The following is a 23112-nucleotide window of genomic DNA, read 5'->3' as shown; positions in this document are numbered from 1 at the left end:
GTAACCTGTCGATAGCCTATGTCGTTTCGACACCCAAGCTCTCTAGAAACAGAGTTTCGTACTGTTTTGTCATGATCTCCGCACTGAATGAATTTTGAAACAGCTCCTTTGCATTGCTTATTAAACGTTCGCGTAACGCATTGTCCTGAAGTAGTGTGGTAACCGCAGTCGCCAGTGAATCAGGGTCTTTAGGCTCTACCAGTAAACCGGTATCGTCATGCTTGACGGCACGGGCCACCCCACCGACATCGGTTGCGACTATGGGACACCCGGCGGCCATGGCTTCGAGGATTATCATGGGTAATCCCTCCCATAGTGAGGGTAATACATAGAGGTCAAAGATTTTAAGCAGTTCGGGAATATCGAGCCGCCCACCTAAAAACAGCACACTTTCCGCGAGACCGTTTTTTCGGCTTACCTCTTCAAGATGTGCTCGAAGATCACCATCGCCGGCGATAACCAATTTCACATTGGGAAAAACGCTCTGAATTTTCGGCATCGCGTTGAGGAGATACTCGAGACCTTTTTGTTCACTTAGCCTTACACAAACCCCAAGTATGGGCCCACACTCTCCATTGATGCCCAATTCACTCAACTTCTCGGCCCTGTTCACCGAAATCTCATATTTTGTGCCGTCTATACCATTCTCAATGGTCTCGATCTTCCTCAATGGGATTTTCTCGTACTTGTTGAGATTCGCGGAAGTGTGCGCAGACACACCAATCACCTTGTAGACAAAATAGGACATGAGGTGTTCAGCAATCATGTACCTCAGTTTATCGGGAAAGTCTCTTGCATGATCCGTATGTACAATTTTGGCTCTTACCGACATCAACGATCCGATAGTACCGTCAAAAAAAGGTTGCGTATTATGGGTGTGAATTACATCGATCGCATTGTCCCGTAATATCTTTGCAACTTTCAGAAAAGAGAGGTAATCCGTACCACCCTCCTTTTTGGGTAGTGAAAATACCGGAATTCCCAGCTCCTCAACTTCGGGAAGGTACTCTCCTAGAGTCCTCAAACACAATACAGACACATTGAACCTATCTCTGTCGATTGTGCGGCAGATGTTTACGACAACTTGCTGTAATCCGCCAATCGCCAAATCGTGAGTGACCAGCATGAGATTAATCTTCTTACTACTCATATTTATCTGCACTTTTTTATTCGAGGTTAAAATCAAACGAGGTCTTGGAGCATCGGGTCTGTTCGTTGGGAAGGGTAAGGAAATACCTCTTTATCTGACTGGAGCCCCTAAAACGGATAGGCCATTCACTCTGCAGGCCTCGTCTGTTTATCAGACCACTATAATATAAAACAACCATCACTGTTATGTGAAAAATACCTCAACCCCTGTACAAATACCAGTAATGGCCTGATAAATCAGGATTTTTACTCCAATCATTCACTCATAATAATCAAACCAGCCTGTGGCTCAACTACCCGGATACCTAGCTACAGACGGCATGTGCGTTTTCACCGAACAAACCCTTCTATACCCGGCGATTATTCAACACAGACAACGCGGGAGCGGTGTTTGCTATTTCAGTTCAGGAGATGAGTTCTATTTTATATGGGAGAGATCACTGGAAAGGCCAGAATTGAGATTATTCCTGGTGGCGCGTCGACTAGGGTCTTCAGCCCGGGTCAAACCTCGCAGCCAGGGGAAGCGGGAGTACAGATAAGTAAAAATGGAGAGTTTGCCAAGTCTCAAAATAAGAACAGGCCAAGGTTTTGGCGATCTATCGCTGAAACCTTGGCCTGATTTAGATTACAGAGCGGAGTAGCTTTAGGCTACTTCACTCCAGAACCGGAGGGTTTGGGGCTGGAGATCTATCGAGTGTGGTCGAGAGATAGAGATCATCGATATATCTGTATACAGTCTGACTGGGATCACCAAACACTGCGCCGGAGTAGTTGCCGCCAAACCACATGTTGGTCCACCGGGTACCGGTTGTTACACCCCTACTGCTGGATCTCCATGGCACAGAGTTGTTATCGTAGACCAAGACATCATCGATCCAGATTTTTAACACCCCGTCATTGGCGTCGACAGCTGAGTCCAACACCATCCAGGTTTCAAACTTATACCAGTGCCCGGTACGGATGTAGGGCAGGTTGTTATCGAACAACTCGTGACTCTGATACACATCTTCCAGATCGCGGTTGCCGATAGCATTGTTCATACCTCTACCATGCGTATCATTAGGATCGCCTTGATAGGTCTGCCAGATCAGCTTTTCTGACATATAGGCTCTACCCTCGGTGAAATAGCGGGAGGTTTTCAGACCCACCGGCCAGTTGGTCTGCCATTCACTACCGTAGTACTCGTACTTTCTGGTGTAGAGTGAAGTCGTATAGGGCAGGTTGTTTACCTGAAGCTCGACGCCGGCCTCATCGGCAGGATAACCGAGCCTAATACATCTGTTACCTGAGTAAGGTCTGCTACCAGGCACACTGTCTACGATGTCAGACTGGATATACTCAGAGACAGTCCGACCATACCTGTTTATGTCGTCGAAAGGCTGTCCTGGTGTTCCATTATTGAGTGACCCAACAGGGGAGCTCTCAGCATCCCACTGAAACAATACTTGACTATTAACGACTAACGGACAAAGTAAAAATAACCCGAAATACAGCGAACTAAAGTGTTTCCGTCTCATGATTTATACAGCCCCTTGGCGAGTTTAATTAATTTCAACCAATACATTGTATTCTCTATAGTACAATCATAGATGGTATAGACATCTTTTTGAAAGCTGAATATTTTTTATTACTAATGGGGTCACAGTAGCTATGTGATGATGATCAAACATACCAATAATACACTAATATTTGCATTTTCCTGTTTGATTACGAACCCCTGGCCACACACTGACCAATATCAGAACATTGTCTTAATTTTCAATGATATAGAAAATTCCATTCTAGCATACGAGAGAATTTGCAGAAGGCGTTTAATTCCTGCTTTATTTGACACATTCACTCTTTACCGACACAGACAATCCAGATGCCTGCTCACCTCAGCCTGACACTTTAGCTGGAGCCCCGGTGAAACAATGGGATAGCACATCTACAGTTCCGCAGGCGGCCCCTGCTCGCTATTCGGGCCTCCTGGAGCGGCAGTAAAACTCACAGCCACATAAAAAACTTCGCAATCACTGACTATCATTAACCCGGCAACCATGACTATCGCTTTTTAGGGCTTCAGGCATGCTCTTGATCAAGGCTTGGCTCAAACTGAAGGGTTATGACCATACTTCGAAGCAAGGGCGTGCCTGAAGCCGCTAAACTTATGCCACCAATTCGGTCGATGCATGTATAATCAGCTGCTCCTTGAATTAATGATATCCCGGCTTTCTACGCATGAAACAAACTGACGACCTTCGAATCAATGCCATTAAGGAGCTTACCCCTCCAGCACAAGTTCACCAGGAACTGCCGATCACCGATCAGGCCTCGAATACGGTGTATTTTGCCCGTCAGGAGATCCACCGGATACTGCACGGAGAGGATGACCGCCTGCTGGTAATCATAGGCCCCTGCTCGGTACACGATCCTGAGGCTGCCCTCGACTATGCCAGCAGACTGCAGCCGCTGCGGGAATCCCTGAAAGATGACCTGGAGATCGTGATGCGGGTCTATTTCGAAAAACCACGCACAACCGTGGGATGGAAGGGACTGATCAACGATCCGACCCTGGATGACCGCTTCGAAATCAATGCCGGACTGCGCTTGGCCAGGAAACTGCTCCTGGATATCAATGACCTCGGAGTTCCAGCCGGAACTGAGTATCTGGATCTGATCAGCCCCCAATATATCGCTGATTTGATCAGTTGGGGTGCGATCGGAGCACGCACCACCGAGAGCCAGGCACACAGGGAGCTGGCGTCAGGCCTCTCCTGCCCGGTCGGTTTCAAGAATGCGACCAATGGCAGCATGCGAGTGGCTATGGATGCGATCCGCTCCTCATCCCGCCCACACCACTTTCTCTCAGTGACAAAAGAGGGTAATTCCGCCATCTTCTCCACCCACGGCAATCCCGATTGTCATGTAATCCTGAGAGGCGGCAGCCGCCCGAACTATGACTCGGAGAGCATCAATATCGCTGCGGATGAGATGGAAAGTAATGGTCTGAAACCCCGCCTGATGGTCGATTTCAGCCATGCGAACAGTCGTAAACAGCACCCCCGCCAGCTGCTGGTCGGAAGTGATGTGGCGAGCCAAATCGCCCGTGGCGACAATCGCATTATGGGTGCAATGATTGAAAGTTTCCTGACATCCGGTCGACAAGATAGAGTTGAAGGGGAAACCCTGACCTATGGTCAAAGTATTACCGATGCCTGCATCGGCTGGGATGACAGTGTGCCACTGCTCAACACACTGGCTGAAGCGGTCAGGCAGAGACGACAGAGCGGCTAAGCCTCATAAGGCTAAAGGATTGCGTAAAACAGTCGGTGTAGCATTGACTTCAGAGTGGAGTTGACTGGCGCGAATCATAGAAGCTATGAAACAGATAAACGCATTGGTATCAGGATAGTACGGCATGCCCGAAGAAGCGATTGAGTTACTGGTTTTAGGAAATACAACCCCTGAAGTAGAAACCTGTCTGGACTCCCTGCGAAATAGCGGCACACCGGCCCATGCGATTCGAATCGATCACGATGCAGATCAGCTGGCCGAACAACTGAAGAAAAAACACCCTCTGGATCTGCTGATCTATACGGTTGAAGCCGACGCTCTGGAGGTCAATCAGCTGCTTGCACTGTTGGGTGTTACCAGCTCTGCCACCCCGGTGATCGGCGTCAGTGATGAAGCCGAAGACGAGCTGCGAATCTCACTGATGAAACAGGGCATTGCGGACCTGGTTGAACGTAAAAATTTCGACCACCTGGTTCAGGTCATCCTGCGAGAGTATAAGAATCTCAATATCGCGCGGCGACTGCAGTCGATTGAGCACCAACTGGAAGAAGCCGAGGAGCGTTGCGACGCTCTGACCGAAAGCTCCAGGGATGCGATCGCCTATGTCCACGAAGGGATGCATGTCACCGCTAATCGCGCCTACCTGGAGCTGTTCGGACTGGCCAGTGAGGAGGAGATCGAAGGGCTTCCAATCATGGACATGATCGCCCCCTCCGAACACGCCGGCTTCAAGAAACTGTTGCGTAAGCTGAGTGCTGACAGTGAATATTCCAGTGAAATGAAAACCACCTGCCTACGCAGTGATGGTGCAGAGTTCAGTGCTGAACTCCACTTCACACCCGCGAGCATCGACGGTGAACCCTGCACCCAGGTAGTATTTCGAGACCAATCGATCACTCGAGAGGTCGAAGAGAAACTACGCCTGCTGAGCACCCAGGATGTGCAGACAGGGCTCTACAACCGCCAATACTTCCTCAACCAGCTCGAAGAGGAGGTCAAGCGCAGCCGACCCTCCGGCAGTAAAGGCAACACCTTGTTCTACGTCACCCTGGACAATTTCACAGAGATTCGCAGCAAGACAGGCATCAAGGCGAGCGACTCACTGCTGCTGGAAATTGCCGGTCTACTACGTAAAACTGTCGGAAGCCAGGAAGTATTGGCCCGCTTTGGGGATCACACATTCACTGTACTCTCGCAAGAGACTGAGCCCAAAAACGCCGAACAGAGTGCGAAAAAGATCTGCGACGCCATTGAAAACAATGAACAGTCAAATAAGGAGATCCAGGCCACCTGCAGTATTGGTGTGGTGTTCTGCTCTGAAGAGTTCTCCACAGGCAATGATTTCATCACCCATGCCTATCAGGCCTGTGAAGTGGCTCGTTCAAAAGGTGGTAACAGCTACTATATTGCCGAGGATTTGATTCCGGCCACTGATAGCGGCACCTCGGGAGAGGCGGATCTCTCCGCATTGATTCGTTTCGCCTTCGACAACGATAAATTCCAGTTGGCCTTTCAACCCATCGTCAGCCTGCATGGTGATACCCGGGAAAACTATGCGGTCACCCTGCGTCTGCTCGACGAGCAACAAGAGGAGATCCAACCGGACCACTTCCTGAGTCAGATCCAGGAAATGGGTCGTATGCATGAGTTGGACAGGTGGGTCATCAAAAATGCCATCGAAGAGCTGGCAAAACAGCGCAAACAGGGTAAGAAGATCAATTTTCTGGTCAATATCTCCGGCAGTTCTCTGGATGATGAGACCTTGCTGTTGTTCGTCTGCGATTGCCTGAGGGACTATGAAGCCAAGGGCTCATGGGTAACCTTTCAGTTTGATGATAGTGAGGCGAGGAGTCATCTGCAGAAGCTGAAGAAGTTTGCAGAAGGATTGAAAAAGATCAAATGCAAAACCTGTCTGGACCATTTCGGCATGGCGAAAAAACCCGAAGCGATACTCAGCAGCTTTCCCCTCGATTTCGTGCAGTTCCACAGCTCGTTTCTGAGTGATCTGTCTGAAAATCAGGACAAACAGGACAAGCTGAACCATCTGAACGAAGTGGTTCAGGCAGAGGAGATAAAGACTATCGCCTCCGGAGTGGAGGAAGCTGGCAGCCTGGCAATACTCTGGTCGATCGGTATCAACTACATTCGGGGATACTTCATCCAGGAACCCTCAGACTCCATCGATTACGATTTCAACAGTGACTGAGTCTGTGTCAGAGATCACCACTCACCCTCGGCCATAACGCCGCCATTAAAAAAGGCGCCTCAGCGCCTTCCTCAATCCGATACCCGGCTGGACCGAACCGATCCTTCACCAGGGCATAAAATTGTTCCAGAAAGTCATCGGCCGGGAGACATCATGAATATTGTGATTCATGTTGTGCATTCCCCGTTGCATGCTGTAGGTGGAGTGGGTGATAGTCTTCATCGATTCGTTCATGGAGTTCATACTGGTCAGCATCGGCTCCAGAGCCCTGACATCCTGAGCCATGGAATCGACACTCACTGCCATGGTACGCACATTCGCAGAGAGCTGGCCAACACTGTCAGTCATAGTCATCAGATTACTCGACATGACATTCATGTTGGAGTCAACGCTCAATGCCAGAAAATGAACATCCTTGGCCAGACTGAATATCAGGTAGAAACCGTAGGCAGCCAGTAGGATAAAGGCGAAAAGAGATGGGTAGACAATCAGTTCCCAGCGCCTGGCACTGGTCTCGAATGCCAGAGAAAGACGGTCCATTGAGGACTGGTTTTCACTCACTTCCTGGTCAATATCCGTTTGTCCAGAAGGGTCGTTTAGCGTTTTATCGTCATACTTATCTGTCATGCTTCGCAGAACCTGACTGTTACCTTCTCATTACTTAGTTGGAAAATATTAGCATAACAATTATTTATCGCAATAAAAGTCTCTTTATATGCTAATAGACTGAATCGGCTCAGTGGCACTTAATCTGGGGAGTGTAAACAGCTGATCTCGAGTGGAGCGACCTGATGGAGCTAAACCAGGAAAACAATTTTGGTTTTAGCCATTCCACCTAGATTCCTTTCAAAACAAAGGGTTAATTATCAGAAACTAGCACCCGACTCTCACTGCCAATCAGATTTGGTGAAAAATCAGTGGATTGCTCGTGACCAGGGTACAGTCTATGGAAGATCCGCCGCATTACCACAAATATCACATGGTAATAACCAACGGATCCTCCTCATCGACTCTCGGTTGTTAGAAATCGCCGGCCGCACCGCGATGCATGATGTCCAGGATGTACTCTTTAACCTGAATGGCCTTCTCTTTGAGCGCCGGCGGCAGTGGCTCCCCGCCATAGATCATCATGTCCATATTCAGGGTCATCAACCACAACTTACCCTGTTTGTCTTCAATCAGGGTAATCCGGCAGGGTAGATAGGCCGAATAGGCATCGGAGTAATCGAGCATCTCCGCTGCGATCAGTGAATTACAAAATAGATAGATCTTTACAAAGCGATAGTCACTGCCGGATTTGGCCTCGATATCAAGCGACAGGGGCAATTCACCCACGTTGGACATGTTGTGTTCGTTGGCAACGAATTTCATGGTCTCTTCCACATCGTCAGCGCTTAAGCCCTCCTCCACCTGTACCTTCCAGATACTCGCTTCTGCTGCGCTTTTGGTCTCCACCAATGCCTGACCGAACTCTTTGAAAACATTCCCGGCTCCAGGATCAAAGCCATCGAGTGCGCTATTGAATTTTGCATAAAGGGCTGCGGCGCCAATTACCGCCAGCAGTCCAATCAAAGCAAATAAATTTCTTAACATCCCCATCTCTCTCTCCAACAAACAATTTATCTTTCTAAATGCAGTCTCCCGGTAGGTGATTACCGTCAGACCGACTGCGCTGTTACTCGCATTTGTGTGTCCAGCACGACACACTCGCTGATAGGCGATTTAACAATTATGCCTCACAAATGATAATAGAGCCCAATGAATTGATTGAGCAACCGGCTATTGTGAGACATATTTCGGGTAGAGGGCTGCCGTTAAAGCATAGAACTCTTTACTCCCCTTGCCCCTGGGATCGAGTTCGTAGACGGCCAAACCCTCACTGAAAGAGCGCCGAAACACCGTTCTCTGGCAGAGACGATGCTTTACAAATCGAACATCCGGCAGGGAGACCAGAGCTGCCGCAGCCTCATCAGACTCCCGTATCGCGTGGTGTGTATCGGCACGATTGATGAATGTCAGCAGTTCGGGGCGCTCCCCATCCACCGCCTCATCGAGGAAATTTATAAAGCGTTGAGTGGACCAGATATCGGCCTGGGAAGGTGGTACCGGTATCACCACCCGATCTGCCAACGCCAGTGCCAGCTTCATTGACTCGATGTCGGACGCCCCCACATCGATCAAAACCTCATCATAGCCGGCCAGTTTTTTACGGCTCAGAGCAGAGCCGCTTTTTATCTTCAGAAAGGGCTCAAAACCCTCTTCATTGCGGACTTCAGAAACATCACTCAGTGTTGCCTGTGGATCTGCATCAATGACCAGGACATCGGCCTCAGCCATTTCCAACCAGACAGCCAGATTGAAGGTGACCGTACTCTTGCCGGACCCTCCTTTCAGACTACCGATTACAGTTATCATACACTCCCCTTTATTATTGTGATTCGCCCCGTTATTAGACTGATCCGGTACCCGCTGCTGAATGGATTGCCGTCAAACTGTCAAAACTATCTATCTTGGGCCTTGTGAGTAGACACTATTCTGTCCAGTCCAGTTTTGCGAGACCTGAGGCCAGTTTTGCTGCTGCGCCAGTTTATACCAGGCGCCCTCTCCATCAGAGTGGCCATCATACCAGTTGACCCGTTTGTGATCCGTGCCGGCATGGCGCTCGGGGTGCACTGCCCAGCTTGGGTAGGCTGGTTGAGGCATCGGTGCCGCATAGCGCCCCCATGGTGCCCCCCCTGCAGGGTAGTGCTGGACCATGCCCGGATATCGATTGGGAGGTAGATAGGCATAAGCCGGTTGCGGCATACGTAATTGTGGAGCCGGTCTGAATCTGAGGGGTTGCGGCCAACGGTTATAGGCGTAGCCTGGCATCCGATTCATCGCTACCATCGGTCTGCCATACGTGCCATGCGCCGCAGCTGCGTAGCCCCTGTGGTCAGGTCTGAATTTATGTCCTGAATAACGCCCATTGCCATAGACATAGCGTGGTATCGGTGATGATCTGTTGATCCTGGGATCTGCCCTGTACGCCGGCTGCATTGCGGGCCTCGGTTGATAAGCGCCATACCCATATCGAGGCATTCGCGGATTGATCCACGGGCTGTTGTTTGCATAGGATCTGGGTTTCGCCTTTTTCACCGGACTCAGTGGGCGATAGACATAGTGGTCCGGTATGGTGATATTCGCCGGGCGGTAGGCGACAGAAGACGGTGTAGCTGCAGCCTGTCGGTGGGCCTGCACCGGCTTCATCGGTCTGAAGCGATAGCTCTGATGGGGCTGCACCATCTGATTGTAGGCGGCATAGTTTGGAGCAGCGCCTTGCGCTGTCCGTTGTCTCTCAGCTGACCGGGGTCTGAAGCGATAAGTGGGTTGTCTGGCAGGAAACCGGTTGCCGGCGTAGTAGGGTTGCCGCTGCTGCCTGTTTTGTCCAAAACCCGGGGCGCCGTTGCCGGCAGGCATCTGCCATGGAGTTTTCGCTGCGCCATAACCACCCTCAGCCTTCAGTTCAGCGGTGGGAATCATGGTTGCGGTAAAGGCACCAGAAAGCAGTAATGCAAACGCTGCAATTTTCATCAGGGTTACCTGTTTCCTTGTTATCAGTTTGTAAGATTGGGCTGTGTCACCCAACCGGATATTGTATGAATCATCTTGAGTTTCTCTCTCTGTTCCAGGCGGCATTGCGATCGTTCTGTCATCAACGTCGACTCGACTCAGCAGCCTTGTTCAGCATTGCTCGCTCAAGCAGATTCTTTTATTAAGTAAATACTCGACAGTTTAGCGGTAAATAGCCGAGTGCAAAACTGTTTTAACGTTTTTTTCCACTTTACCAATCCACTTACCGGTCGACTGCCTCATTCAGGCGCCATGAGTTGCGGCTCAGAGGTGTAGAAGGGAGTTGTGCCTGAGGGAAAACCACGATCCAGGCGCTCATCCGGACGAAACCGGTACTGATTGCCCTGTGAGTAGCCAAACCGCCCGATTTCGGATGTTGATTGCTGTGGACGGAAGCGGAGCTCCCCAGACGGTTGGCGAATCTCCCGGTTGGTCAGGTTATGCTGCTTGATCCGTTTCTGCTCTGAAGGATTGAGAGGACGAAATCTGTAGCCCTGATGGTACGGGGTTATCTCATGCCGTTGGGGTACTGGCTTATAGGTACCTTCAGGCAACCCAAAGGGGCTATCGGTATAGTCTCGATAGGACTGGGCCGAGCGCCCAGCCGCCCCCTTCCAATCACTGCCTGCCAGGGGCGCAGCCTCCTGCTGTTGATTCCGTGGACGCCACTGATACTGGCCATAGATCCCGCTGGCTGACCGGCTTTTTACAGAATTGGGATCATTCACAGGATAGGCGTAGCGCTCGGCAAACAGCTGTACGGGTACCATCAGGCAGACCAACCAGGACAACAGCAGATAGATGTTGATGTGCAAACCCGCATACTCCGCAGTAAGCCCGGCGCAGCATCAGGCTGCAACAGACTATGGTCAACTCAGCAGGAAACCGGCTTGATCAATGGACCTGAAGCTGGCCCATGATCAGACGTCTCCCGCCTACTTAAGGCGAATTCCGCGTCGAGCAGCCTTCTTACGAACCGGAAAACTCGCAACATTTGAAGCGGTTTTGCGCTTTGGCTCTGCGGACTCCTTGACCTTCTTCTCACCATTCCCTTTCTTTGCGGCACTGCCCGCCTTTTTCTTAGCGACCTGCTTCTTCAAGGTCGATGGACGTTTTTTCGGTTTGGCCGTGGTTTGCTGTTTTGTTTTGACCGGGCTCTTCTCAGTTTGAGCAACCTCTTTGCTCTCAATCTCAACCGCTTCTGGCGCTTCTGGTGTATCTGACGCTTCAGTAGCAACCTGATTTGTTGATTCAGATTCTACAGCTGGAGGCTCAACCGGTTCCGGCTTGGATTTCACATCATCCTGCTTTTTCGCTTCACCGCCGGCTGTCTTCGCTTCGGCTGCGACCTGAGCTCTCTCCTGTTTAGCAGGTGCCGCTGCAACAGGTGGCTCAGAATCCTCTGGAGTCGAACCGCCACCCGTTGGTGCCGAGCTGCTGCTTCCCCCACCGGAGTTGCTTCCCCCGGAGCTGTTGAATTCACTCTTCTTCTCTACTGGGGATGACGCCTGTTTCGGTTTTCTAGCCCGTCCTTTAAACAACTGACCAATCAGTAGAAAGATACCTTTGAACAGATAGAAGACCAGGCTGAAGAGCGCAATCACGTTAGTCCAGATCAGCATACCGATGGAACTCTTCTGCTCAGACTGAACGCTCTCCACAGCTGCCTCAGCGGCCGCCTCAATCTGCTTTTCAGCTGGCTCTTCCAGTTGCGCGATCAGGTGCTCGCTACCGGCCGGCGCGGTTGCCGCGGCAACCTCCAGAATATCCTTGCTCGCTTTGATACAGCCCAGTGGAATGACGATTAGAGTCAATATGGTGGAGACCATGACACCGGAAGCCAGAGAGATCGCCATGCCCTGGAATATGGGATCAAAGAAGATCACCGATGAACCGCACACCAGCGCGAACGCGGTAATCATGATCGGTCGGGTTCTGGTCTTACAGGCCATGATCACGGAATCGACCACAGAGACACCCTGTTGAACCTGATGAATTGAGAAGTCCACCAACAGGATGGAGTTACGCACAATGATACCAGCCAATGCAATCCATCCGATCATCGAGGTCGCGGTGAACTCACCGCCCCAACCGGCCTGGAAGAAGAGAAAATGGGCCGGAATGATACCGAGCAGCGTCAGCGGAATCGGCGCCATGATCAGTGCCGGGATCCTGAAGTTGCCAAACTCCCACACCACCAGGATATAGATCAGCACCAGCGCCACAGCAAAAGCGGCCCCCATGTCACGGAAGGTCTCAAACGTTACCGTCCATTCACCGGCCCACTCAATTGCCGTTGAGGAGTCGTTCTTTGGCGCGCCCAGCCAGTGCGCATCGATCGGCACATTGTCCGGCGCCACATAAGGATCAGCCTCTCCCAATCCATTGAGAAGATCCTGCACTTGGAACATACCGTAGACCGGCGCAGCCAGTTTGCCGCCCACTTCAGCGACCACATACTCCACATCACGCAGATCCTTGTGGTAGATGATTGGATCTTCATAGACCTGCTCAAAACGTCCCAGCTCTCGCAGTGGAACAGTCACCCCTTTACTGGACTGAATCGGAAGATCACCCAGACGAGTGATTTCGGAACGTTCAGCCAGTGGCACCTGCATCATGATATTGATCGGCTCATGACCGGCACGCTGTTTGACATCTCCGAGCGGTGAACCACCCAGAGCCATACCCAGGTTACGATTGATGGTATCCACTGAAATGCCGCGACGTACCGACTTTTCTGTATCCACAGTAAAACGCCAGTACTGGTAGGGGTCGCGCATATAGTTGTCCACATCCCGCAGACTCTCGGTTTTTTCAAAGATCTTGGTCAGATCCTGAGCAACCTGGCGCCTGACTTCCGGGCTTGGTCCATGCACTTCAGCGACCACGGATTGTAACACCGGAGGACCAGGCGGCATCTCAACCACAGCCACTTTGGCGCCTGTTCCCTGGGTCAGCTTGGCCAGCATTGAACGGGTTTCAACCGCAATCTCGTGGCTGGTTCTCGAACGCTCCGTCTTGTCCAGCAGCTGCACCTGAACTTCCGCATGCCAGGGATCCTTACGCAGATAGTAGTGCCTGACCATGCCGTTGAAATCAAAGGGTCTGGCCGTGCCGGCATAGACCTGTACCGCCGTCACTTCAGGCATCACCCGAATCTTCTCGGCCATCTGATGGGCCAGATTGGCGGTTACCGGCAGTGCGGTGCCCTCCGGCATATCGACCACCACCGCAAACTCCGGCTTGTTATCCAGCGGCAGCATCTTCACCGCCACCCATTTGAAATAGAAAAACGAGCAGGTAATCAGGAAGGTGCCCCACATCACCAGCTTGAAAATCTTCGCCTTACGCGGGCTCTCGATCATCGGCATCAGAATGCCCTTGAACAGACCTTCCAGCCATTCAGCCTCCTTATGCTCTCGTTCGCCTGCCACCTTGAGGTAGTGCATGGAGGGTCTCAACCAGTGGGAGACGGTGAGATAAGGGGTAAAGACAAACGCAGCGAACAGGGAGATCAGCATCGCCACCGAACCAAGCGCCGGGATCGGCTCCATGTAGGGCCCCATCATGCCGGAGACGAATCCCATCGGCAGCAGCGCCGCGATAACCGTGAAGGTTGCCAGAATGGTGGGGTTACCCACCTCACGCACCGCATCCACCGCAGTGACAATATCGGTGGAGTTCTCCTCCAGCCATCGCCGATAGATATTTTCCACCACCACGATCGCATCATCCACCAGTATGCCGATGGAGAAGATCAGGGCGAACAGACTCACCCGGTCGATGGTATACCCCATCACCCAGGCACTGAAGATGGTCATCAACAACACCACCGGAATAACCAGCACCACCACGATCGCCGGTCTGAAGGCGCGGAAAGCTGCCAAAACCAGCAGGAATACAAAACCGGTAGCCACAAACAGCTTGAAGATCAGTTCACTGACCTTGTCATCCGCGGTCTGACCGTAGTTTCGGGTGACACTGACTTCCACATTCTCAGGAATCAGAGAACCCTTGATATGCTCGATCCGCTCCTTGATGGAGTTGGCCACGGTGACACCGTTGGAGCCCTCTTTCTTGGCAATCGCCAGGGTGATCGCAGGCACACCATCCGCCTTGATATCCAGGCTGCTGGCGGCACCGGTGTAGTAGCCCACCAGCTGCTTGGCATCTTCCGGTCCCTGTTTGACCCGGGCGATATCGTGCACATAGACGGGCACATCGTTGTGTGTTCCTACCACCAGACGATTGATATCTTCCGCATGCTTGAGAAAAGAACCGGTCACCACGGAGAAGTGGGTACTGCCCGCCTCAACCCCACCTGCCATCTGTTCAGCATTGGCGGTGCGGATAGTATTGGCTACCTGGTCCAGACTGATACCGTAGCCCGCCAGCCTTTCAGGAAAGACCTCGATGGTCACCTGCTCACGGCGCCCACCAACCACAAAGCCGTTACCGGTATCGGGCAGCTCTTTCAGCGTCTGTAGAACATCGTGCCCCAACATCCGCAGTTGGCCATCGTCCACATCGGGTATACCGTCCCGATCCAGGTCCTTTGACCAGAGAGTCAGGGTGACCACGGGGACATCGTCGATACCTTTCGCCTTGACCAGCGGAGGCATCACCCCGGGTGGAATCAAATCCATATTGGAGTCGATCTTGTCGTTGACCTTGACCAGCGAGGGCCCCATCTCCTCACCCACTTCAAACTCAAGGGTCACCACGCCACCACCCCGTTGAGAGGCGGAGTAGACATGTTTGATATCGGGGATCTCGGACATGATCCGCTCAAGCGGCTCGATCGCCAGCGCCGACACCTGATCCGCGGCAGCACCAGGGTACTGGACGAAAATATCCACCATCGGCACTGAGATCTGGGGATCTTCCTGACGCGGTGTAATGATCAGGCCCAACAGCCCCATCAGCATCATGGCCAGGAAGAAGAGCGGCGAGAGTGGGGACTGAATGAAGAACCTTGCGGTCCTGCCGGCTATCCCCAGATGAGCCTCATAATTGGGGTCCATTGAATGGAGCTGATCGAGTTTGTCGTCGTTCTGGCTCATATTTGATCCCGAAACTGTAGTGTTGGGCCTTCAGGCCCTACCCTAAAGATATAAGATGGATACGGAAGCACCAGATTAACTTGATCACTAACTGTCGGCACTTCCGGAATTTTTTATTGCTGCGGTGTTGTCCAGCCTGTGCTGATGTCCAGCGGAGGATTGCGTAATATCCGCTCCCCAGCCTGCAATCCGGAGAGTACCGTGGTAAAACCACCACCCGGTAGCTTCTCACCGACACGAATCAGACGCAGCGTGGGTTTGCCATCCTCTCCCTCCACGTAGACCCCGGGGAGACTGCCATTGTAGCGAATCGCACTGTTGGGAATAATTGGATTGGATCTGGCAGGCGCATTGAAATCGGGCACCAGCACCTTGGCGTACATACCGGGTGCAGAGACACCCTGAGGCAGATCAAACTTGATCGTCACAGTGTGTCGTTGGGCATCAGCCATAGGGAAGATCTGTGCCACCCTTACCGGAACCTCCCGGTCACCGACATCGAGCTCGGCCCTCAGCATCATCCCCTCATTCAAACCGGGGCGTAACCGGCCCGGCACATCCACCACGATCTGCAGGTACTCCACATCCGCATACTTCAGGAGGGGTTGACCGGGTTGCACGGTATCTCCCACCTCAACGAATTTTTTCATGATCACCCCCTGAAACGGGGCAAGACTCTTGGCATCCCGCAGCTTGGCATCGATGGCCCGAATTTCGGCCTGTACACGGTAGATGGTGTTTTGTGCCTGCTGAATGTTGGTTCGCGAGGAGTAAATATCGGCTGACCTTTCAGCGCCCTGATCCCGGTCGCCAAAGGCATCCTCCATCGGCCGGGTGAACATCTGATCGAACAGATTGGGCATCCCCATGCCACCCATTGCCGATTTCGACTTAGGAGACCAGAGCTCCCGGTTGTACTGTACACCGGCATTTCGCAATTGGGCATCCGCATTGGCCAGCTGGGCCATCGCGGCCTGCCGTTTGGCCATTAATTCACTGTCATCCAGCTCAACCAGGCGATCAGACTCCTTAAAGGTATCCCCTTCAATACCGGCCAGGTAGTTTACCCGCCCCGGCAATTGTGCTGACAGGGTAACCTCTTTGTAGGGAACCACGGTTCCTCCCAGAGAGACATGGGGTACACCTTGTGTCTGCTGCACGACAAAATAAGCACTGTCAGCCATATTCGGCTGGGAATGGACACTCCCGGCAGCCAAGGAAGCAGCCAAACCCGCTGTGATTAACATTGCTTTGAATTGTGAACCCATATTTTGCTACTACCTAGTGTATTGACACGTATAAAGGGGAAATAATCACCGGATGAGGATTGCTCAGACTCGTCCCATCACAGAAAAGCTCTTGATGAAAGGTCCGGCCATTCTTGGGTCTTTGATCATTGACGAATAGTCACCGACGACGAATTTCATTTTACGGGAGGTAAAGGCCATACCGAGACCCATCATGCCGGGAGGCTTAGCCATCCACTTGCGCCACTGATCCTCGGATGCGCGAATATCCCAGTTCAAGGTCTGACCATTGAAGGCCTCACCAGAGACGGCTTTGCCATTCTCGACTGTCAGAACACCCTTCGGTGCATCATCGCCATCCAATCCATAGCCGATCATACTGTTGAAACCGATCTGGGACAGGGCATCGGACAATTCCGGCTCCGCATTCCAGTGCGTTGCAAACTCACCCATCCAACTATCCGAAAACAATTCAGCCATTACAACCTCCACAAATTTCTCTGACTTATTTTTTTGTATTAGGGACGAAAGCTATCCCTATTTGAGAACTTCCCAGTATCCCTAAAGGGACGGGGTAATGCAACCGAGGAATTTTCTAAGAAAGCCCTATATATCATTTGGTTATCAGATAGTTAAATATATTAGAACTTCATTATATACCATTTTAAATCAACAAGATATCCCGACATTCAAAGGCCTGAAATTACATCAAATGGTACTATTTTAATAACACTCTTTTTCACTATTATTAATTACAGTCAGTGGATTAGATGAATCTGCGGATTCCCAAACCACCTCTGAAGGTCGCTGAAGCTTACCGATTTTCGGTAAAAACTGGCCGATTTCAAGCGTGAATCAAAGCATATGGCCTGACAACGGCATGGTCTGTAAGCTGCAAGTCGACCATTTTTTGCAGCAGTATCCAGGACCATGGCGAGTTTCCGTAGCCTGGATGAAAAAAATCATGCATCCACTGAAGACAGTCATTAAGATAGCTCACAGGAATATGAACTCTTGATGCCATTCTCATTCTGATACTATTTAGATCGGTGCCAGCGTGGATTGGGATCAATGCCTACGGCAGATAAGAGCCTGATAACACGAACAACAAATTATTCATCATAGAGGAGCAAAATCGATATGCATCCAGCAGGACAGGTCATAGAGGCACGCCTTCAACACCTTGAAACCCACCTGGAACAGGAAAATCCCATACTCCTCAGCACAGTTCAAAGCTTTCGCGTACTCGACTCGGTAGCCTTCCGCATGGGACTGCTGGAGGGTGACAGTTCATTTGCCACCCAAATCCCCTGGTGGCCGCTGATCTCGATTCTGGGCACCTTCTCAGCGGGTAAATCGACCTTTATCAACCACTATATCGGTGACAAGATTCAGCGCTCTGGCAACCAGGCGGTCGACGACAAGTTCACTGTCATCTGCTATAGCAAAGAGGCGACAGCCCACGCCCTGCCAGGTGTGGCACTCGATTCTGACCCAAGATTCCCGTTCTACCAGATGTCGGACGAGATCGAAAAGGTCGCCAAAGGGGAAGGCGACAGAATCGACGCCTATCTGCAGCTGAAGACCTGCCCAAGCCAGAAGCTGCGGGGCAAAATTCTGATCGACTCCCCCGGATTCGATGCGGATGCACAACGCACCTCCACCCTGCGCATTACCGACCACATCATCGATCTGTCCGATCTGGTGCTGGTCTTTTTCGATGCCCGCCACCCGGAACCCGGGGCGATGCAGGATACCCTCAGCCACCTTATCGAACGCACCATCAATCGCAACGATACCGGTAAGTTCCTCTACATACTCAATCAGATCGACACTACCGCCCGGGAAAACAACCCGGAAGATGTGATTGCCGCCTGGCAGAGGGCCCTGGGGGAGAGAGGGCTCACCGCCGGACGCTTCTATGCCATCTACAATCCTGATGCCGCTGTACCGATCGAGGATGAAGCCCTGCGTCAGCGATATGAAACCAAACGGGACCTCGACTTGAGCGAAATTCACAGCCGCATGGAAGAGGTGGAGATCGAGCGAGCCTATCGTATTGTCGGTGCTCTGGAAAAGACCGCCCGGGATATTGAAGAACGCTGTGTGCCTCTGGTATCCAGCACCTTGGAAAAATGGCGCAAACGGGTCCTGATCGGGGACGCTGTTCTGATGGGTATCACACTGCTGGCTCTGCTGATCTATTCGGTCAATGCGGGATATTGGCAGGGATTCAGTTTTCAGCCGCCCTGGCTGGCGGCCGACGCCAGCAGCCTGATACCCTGGATTGTGCTGCTGCTTATCATCGTCCTGCTGACCGCGATTCATTTTACCGTGAGAGGACTGGCCGCACGCACACTGTTGAAAGGACTGCGGAGAAAAGCCAAAGAGATGGGCCTGAAGAGTAATCCGGTCGGCTCATTCATTCGCAGCACCAAACCCTGGCGCTCCATCTTCAGGAAAAAACCGGCCGGCTGGGGCCGTAAATCGCGTAGACAGCTGACCGATGTGGTGCAATCCACCGACACCTACATCCAGACCCTGAACGATCAATTCACCAATCCTTCAGGCAGCGAGAAACTGCTTGCCGCGGAACCCCCGGCCACGGCTCCCGCAGCAACGGAAACCGCTGATGAATCCCCAGTGGTCAGCAGCTGACACCCTCTCAGCCAAGGTGACTTGAGACTGCCTCATGGGGCAGCCTCAAGTCATCAAAGAGAGCAACGCCAGAAAACAATCATTGCGATCAGAAGAAACGATTGAGCGGTTATTAGACCCCATCACTGAAGACAGGGTAAACCATGGATAGACCGAAGGTTGCTTTAATCATGGCCTGTTGAGCAGACACACAGACAGAGAATAGGGATTATTCCGTTCATTTGGATCAATCGTGAACAAAAACACAGATCCACGCTTTGAATACGAACCAGTCAGGCCATAATAGAGTCAATGAGTAGCATCACAATGGAACTGAGAAGGTCTTGATCGATATGAAACCCAATCAACTGTCTGCGTTGATCGCATTGAGCATTCTTTTAAGTCTGCTCATCAGCGGTTGCGAAGAGACCTATACCAAAGAGGTCGATGAGGATCAGAAGATCTCAGACAGCCGCGGTCAGTTCTCCGGTGACCTGGATGACGGAGATCAGTTTGGCGCGGCACTGGCCAATATCGGCGACCTTGAGGGAGACGGTGTCATCGACCTGGCCGTTGGCTCCCCTTACGATGATGACAACGGCGAGAACCGGGGGGCCGTCTGGGTGCTCTTCCTGGATGACGATGGTCAGGTCGACACCCAGCAGAAAATCTCAGACAGCAAGGGATCCTTCGACGGTGACCTGGATGACGGGGATCTGTTCGGCAGCGCCCTCGCCCCGCTGGATGACCTGAATGGCGATGGTTTCAGGGATATCGTGGTCAGTGCGCCGATGGATGATGATGGCGGCACCGATCATGGGGCGCTCTGGGTCCTGTTTCTCAAGGACGACGGAACGGTGGAGTCTTACCAGAAGATCTCTGAAGAGTCCGGTGAGTTGAATGAAAACCTCGATGCGGATGACCAGTTCGGTCATGCGGTGGCGAATATCGGCGACCTCAACAACGATGGCATTACCGACCTGGCGGTTGGCATGCCCAACGATGATGATGGGGGTACCGATCGGGGTGCCGTCTGGATTCTCTTCATGAACAGTGACGGCACGGTCAGTGCGCGGCAAAAAATCTCTTCCGAGAAAGGCGACCTGGAGCGTAAACCTAACGATGGAGACCGGTTTGGCAGCTCGGTAACCGCCGTCGGCGACCTGGATGATGACGGAGTGGTCGATATTGCCGTGGGCACCAGCGGAGATGACGATGGGGGGAGTGATCGCGGTGCGGTGTGGGTGCTGTTCCTGAACAGCGACGGCACGGTGGATGGCCTGAAGCGAATTTCACATAACCGGGGCGGGCTGGAGGATCAGCTCAGTGATGGAGACCGCTTCGGCAGCGCCCTGGCCAATCTTGGCGACCTCAACGACGACGGCAACGATGATCTGATGGTCGGCGCGCCAGGGAGTGACAATGGCGGCAGCAACCGGGGCGCCACCTGGATTCTGTTCATGCAAGGAGATGGTGAAATCATCTCCGCCTCCAAGATATCCGATACAGAAGGGGATTTTGACGGCAGCCTGAATGACAACGATCAGTTTGGCAGTTCATTGGCCGCTATCGGCGACCTGAATGAGGATGACCATCAGGATCTGGCGGTTGGCGCCCCCTTTGATGACAATGGCGGAACCGATAAGGGCGCAACCTGGATTCTCTTCCTGGGGCCGACCGAGAGTCACTACGACACCAGCGAGGGGATCATATTCGGCTCCCTCTCCAGTGCAGTTCAACAGCAATAGTATTGCGCTACCTGTGTGGTGATTGGTGTGTACTTGCGGCTTTAGGTTTTAGAAACCAGGCTCAATCTTCAACCGGCCCTTTATAGCGCGTGCGCCGGTTGCGACCGTCCCGCTTGCACTCGTACATCGCCTGATCGGCCTGTGAGTAGAGTTGATCGACCAGTTGACTCGGGGTCAGTGTCTGATCGGGTTTTTTAGCCAATTCCGTGATGCCGATACTGACCGTCAGTTTGATACCGGGATGGCTGTTGCCCATGTTGATGTTGGTCAACCGCTCTTGTATCCGTTGCGCCATCAGATCAGCACCTTCGATTCCGGCCTCAGGCAACAGGATCACAAACTCTTCCCCTCCGACACGGGCCACCAGATCACCACCTCGTGCTTCGTCCATCAATATCCGGGATATCGCAGCCAGGACCTGATCTCCTGCCAGGTGGCCCCATTGATCGTTAACCCGCTTGAAATGGTCGACATCGACCAGCATCAGGCTGCAAGGCTGTTTGGAGCGGATCGCACGGGAGAGATGGGCCTCCGCCTCATTGAAGAAGAAGCGACGATTGTGCAAACCGGTCAGCTCATCCACCATCGAGAGCTGTTCATAGCGTTTGCGCAAACGATTTGCCTCTTCGAGGGATTTACCCAGTTCCTCGGTTCGTTGATCGATCAGAATTTCCAACTCATGAAGCATCTGATGATTGTAGAGAATCTGACCCAGGCAACTGCTGAAAAGACTCAAGGTATGCTGTTGCCAGGGCTCGAAATACTCCGCCATGGGGTGTGAGGCATTGAGTACACCAAGGACCTTATCGCCCATTTTTATCGGCGCACTGATCAACGACCCGGGCATATCGGAGACAGTCGAGTCGTGAGCTTTGAATTCACTGCTCTGACTGCAATCCCGACAGTACTGCAGTTGCCCGGAGGCGTAGGCAATACCCACGATACCTTCCCCCGGTTTGAACGCCATACTATCCGCCACGGTTCTTGAGCTCGGCGTGCCGGTAATCTCCGCATGGGACTCCGCCATGCTGCGGCCTGACACACATCGCAATACACCCGCGTCCATACGAAATACAGAGCAGTGATCAACATTCTGATAGCGAACCAGTTCATCCAACGCTTTGGCCAACAGTTCCGCTTCGGTAACCCGCTCAAGATTGATTTGAGAGAGCGCCCGAAGCGCGGACAGGGAGTCGAGTAGATTGAAAAAACGTTCTCTTAAGTCCATCGATGTCTGGTTAAACGAAAGATCCATGGGACACTCCTGTCAACTCGCCAACATATTGGCAATGACCTTTATCTCCTCTTCTTCGTCGATAAAACCGCTCTTCACCACCGCGATGGTTTCAGCCGACAAACCACAACAGTCCGAAAGCTCCGATGCGCAATCCATAACCGGTTGCTGCTCCTGTTCAGTCTCTGATAGCCAGCAGGAAACCGCACCAACCAGAGTTACCTCTTTGGTATGCTGGCAATCACCAGGCTCATTGGCTTGTGCAATGGCTGATACCACAAGCTCCGGCAGGTGCCATCGATCCGCAAGCCAGGCCCCGGCCTGCCGGTGATTGATACCGAGCATCTCTGTTTCCAGCATCAGGATATCCGCATCGCTTCCCTGCTGGCGTTTCTGCACAAGCACCTTGTCATAATCTTCAGGAAACAGATGCACCAGAACCAGGACACCGATTTTCATCAACAATCCGGCCAGATAGACCGCATCCGGGTCCGGCGGCTCTGAGGTGGTGCTGCGAACACTGAGATGCCGGGCCAGAATCGCAGTGGAGAGGGATTCAAGCCAATACTGTTTGATATCGAACTGATGGCAGTTTGAAATATCGAAAGCACCGCTGACTGCAATACTGAAGGCCAGGCTTTTCACCATATTCAGGCCCAATACACGAATGATTGCATCCTCAACCTTGAGCACGGGATTCTGCTGCCCAAAGTAGGCGGAGTTGGCCATTCCCAGAATCCGTGCACTCAATCCAGGATCCTGATCGATCGCCTCAGCCAGCTTGTGAAGTGACAGATCCTCTTCGCTCAACAGCGCAAGCAGTCGGGTTGCGGTGGTTGAAAGTGGGGGTAGATGCTGCAGTTTGAGCACCTGCTCTTTCGCTTGTATGGCCGTTTGCATCGTTATATTTGGATCAGGGATAAGTGGTATTTCTTCC

16 protein-coding genes are annotated in these 23112 nt (G+C 52.1%); 4 read left to right on the top strand and 12 right to left on the bottom strand.

Going from position 1 to position 23112, the window contains the following annotated elements:
* Positions 1 to 16: 16 nt before the first annotated feature.
* Complete coding sequence (locus AC4IE8_RS13900) at positions 17 to 1150, bottom strand: glycosyltransferase (protein ID WP_490791265.1); 1134 nt, start codon at positions 1148 to 1150, stop codon at positions 17 to 19.
* A 652-nt stretch (positions 1151 to 1802) separates the two neighbouring features.
* Positions 1803 to 2459 (bottom strand): hypothetical protein, encoded by a 657-nt coding sequence (locus tag AC4IE8_RS13895; RefSeq protein WP_068991026.1) that lies wholly within the window; start codon positions 2457 to 2459, stop codon positions 1803 to 1805.
* A gap of 910 nt (positions 2460 to 3369) precedes the next feature.
* Here AC4IE8_RS13895 and aroG point away from each other — a divergent pair.
* Together aroG and AC4IE8_RS13885 are read left to right on the top strand one after the other, a co-directional pair.
* Complete coding sequence (aroG, locus tag AC4IE8_RS13890) at positions 3370 to 4425, top strand: 3-deoxy-7-phosphoheptulonate synthase AroG (protein ID WP_068991025.1); 1056 nt, start codon at positions 3370 to 3372, stop codon at positions 4423 to 4425.
* A gap of 124 nt (positions 4426 to 4549) precedes the next feature.
* Positions 4550 to 6631: an EAL domain-containing protein gene (locus tag AC4IE8_RS13885; RefSeq protein ID WP_068991024.1), complete on the top strand. Its 2082-nt coding sequence runs from the start codon at positions 4550 to 4552 to the stop codon at positions 6629 to 6631.
* Positions 6632 to 6736: 105 nt separating this feature from the next.
* On the opposite strand, the gene AC4IE8_RS13880 is transcribed toward AC4IE8_RS13885, so the two are convergent.
* The 8 genes from AC4IE8_RS13880 to AC4IE8_RS13845 form a co-directional block, all read right to left on the bottom strand.
* On the bottom strand, positions 6737 to 7171 hold the full coding sequence (locus AC4IE8_RS13880; RefSeq protein WP_490791274.1) for a hypothetical protein: 435 nt from the start codon (positions 7169 to 7171) through the stop codon (positions 6737 to 6739).
* Between the two features lie 480 nt (positions 7172 to 7651).
* Positions 7652 to 8224, bottom strand: coding sequence for a DUF302 domain-containing protein (locus AC4IE8_RS13875; protein WP_490791264.1), 573 nt, complete (start codon positions 8222 to 8224; stop codon positions 7652 to 7654).
* Positions 8225 to 8410: 186 nt separating this feature from the next.
* On the bottom strand, positions 8411 to 9046 hold the full coding sequence (locus AC4IE8_RS13870) for a ParA family protein (RefSeq protein ID WP_068991019.1): 636 nt from the start codon (positions 9044 to 9046) through the stop codon (positions 8411 to 8413).
* Positions 9047 to 9136: 90 nt separating this feature from the next.
* Entirely contained in the window at positions 9137 to 10204 is a 1068-nt protein-coding gene (locus AC4IE8_RS13865; protein ID WP_068991016.1) for a hypothetical protein, read from the bottom strand.
* 278 nt (positions 10205 to 10482) lie between these two features.
* Positions 10483 to 11058: a hypothetical protein gene (locus tag AC4IE8_RS13860; RefSeq protein WP_490791263.1), complete on the bottom strand. Its 576-nt coding sequence runs from the start codon at positions 11056 to 11058 to the stop codon at positions 10483 to 10485.
* Positions 11059 to 11178: 120 nt separating this feature from the next.
* Positions 11179 to 15309, bottom strand: coding sequence for an efflux RND transporter permease subunit (locus tag AC4IE8_RS13855; protein ID WP_490791262.1), 4131 nt, complete (start codon positions 15307 to 15309; stop codon positions 11179 to 11181).
* 113 nt (positions 15310 to 15422) lie between these two features.
* Entirely contained in the window at positions 15423 to 16493 is a 1071-nt protein-coding gene (locus AC4IE8_RS13850) for an efflux RND transporter periplasmic adaptor subunit (RefSeq protein ID WP_068991780.1), read from the bottom strand.
* 147 nt (positions 16494 to 16640) lie between these two features.
* Entirely contained in the window at positions 16641 to 17036 is a 396-nt protein-coding gene (locus AC4IE8_RS13845; protein WP_490791261.1) for an SCP-2 sterol transfer family protein, read from the bottom strand.
* 660 nt (positions 17037 to 17696) lie between these two features.
* Here AC4IE8_RS13845 and AC4IE8_RS13840 point away from each other — a divergent pair.
* Positions 17697 to 19214, top strand: coding sequence for a dynamin family protein (locus tag AC4IE8_RS13840; protein ID WP_068991003.1), 1518 nt, complete (start codon positions 17697 to 17699; stop codon positions 19212 to 19214).
* Positions 19215 to 19546: 332 nt separating this feature from the next.
* Positions 19547 to 20941 (top strand): integrin alpha, encoded by a 1395-nt coding sequence (locus AC4IE8_RS13835; protein ID WP_490791260.1) that lies wholly within the window; start codon positions 19547 to 19549, stop codon positions 20939 to 20941.
* A 61-nt stretch (positions 20942 to 21002) separates the two neighbouring features.
* Here the strand turns inward: AC4IE8_RS13835 and AC4IE8_RS13830 are convergent, their stop codons facing one another.
* Both AC4IE8_RS13830 and AC4IE8_RS13825 read right to left on the bottom strand, forming a co-directional pair.
* A complete protein-coding gene (locus AC4IE8_RS13830; RefSeq protein WP_490791259.1) occupies positions 21003 to 22196 on the bottom strand; it encodes a sensor domain-containing diguanylate cyclase in 1194 nt (397 codons plus the stop codon).
* 12 nt (positions 22197 to 22208) lie between these two features.
* Positions 22209 to 23075 (bottom strand): HDOD domain-containing protein, encoded by an 867-nt coding sequence (locus AC4IE8_RS13825; protein ID WP_068990993.1) that lies wholly within the window; start codon positions 23073 to 23075, stop codon positions 22209 to 22211.
* Positions 23076 to 23112: the final 37 nt, after the last annotated feature.

It is taken from the genome of Candidatus Thiodiazotropha sp. AKAK2 (genome assembly GCF_058244685.1).
The sequence above is the reverse complement of the archived record's forward strand: the minus strand, read 5'-3'. Positions and strand labels throughout refer to the sequence as shown.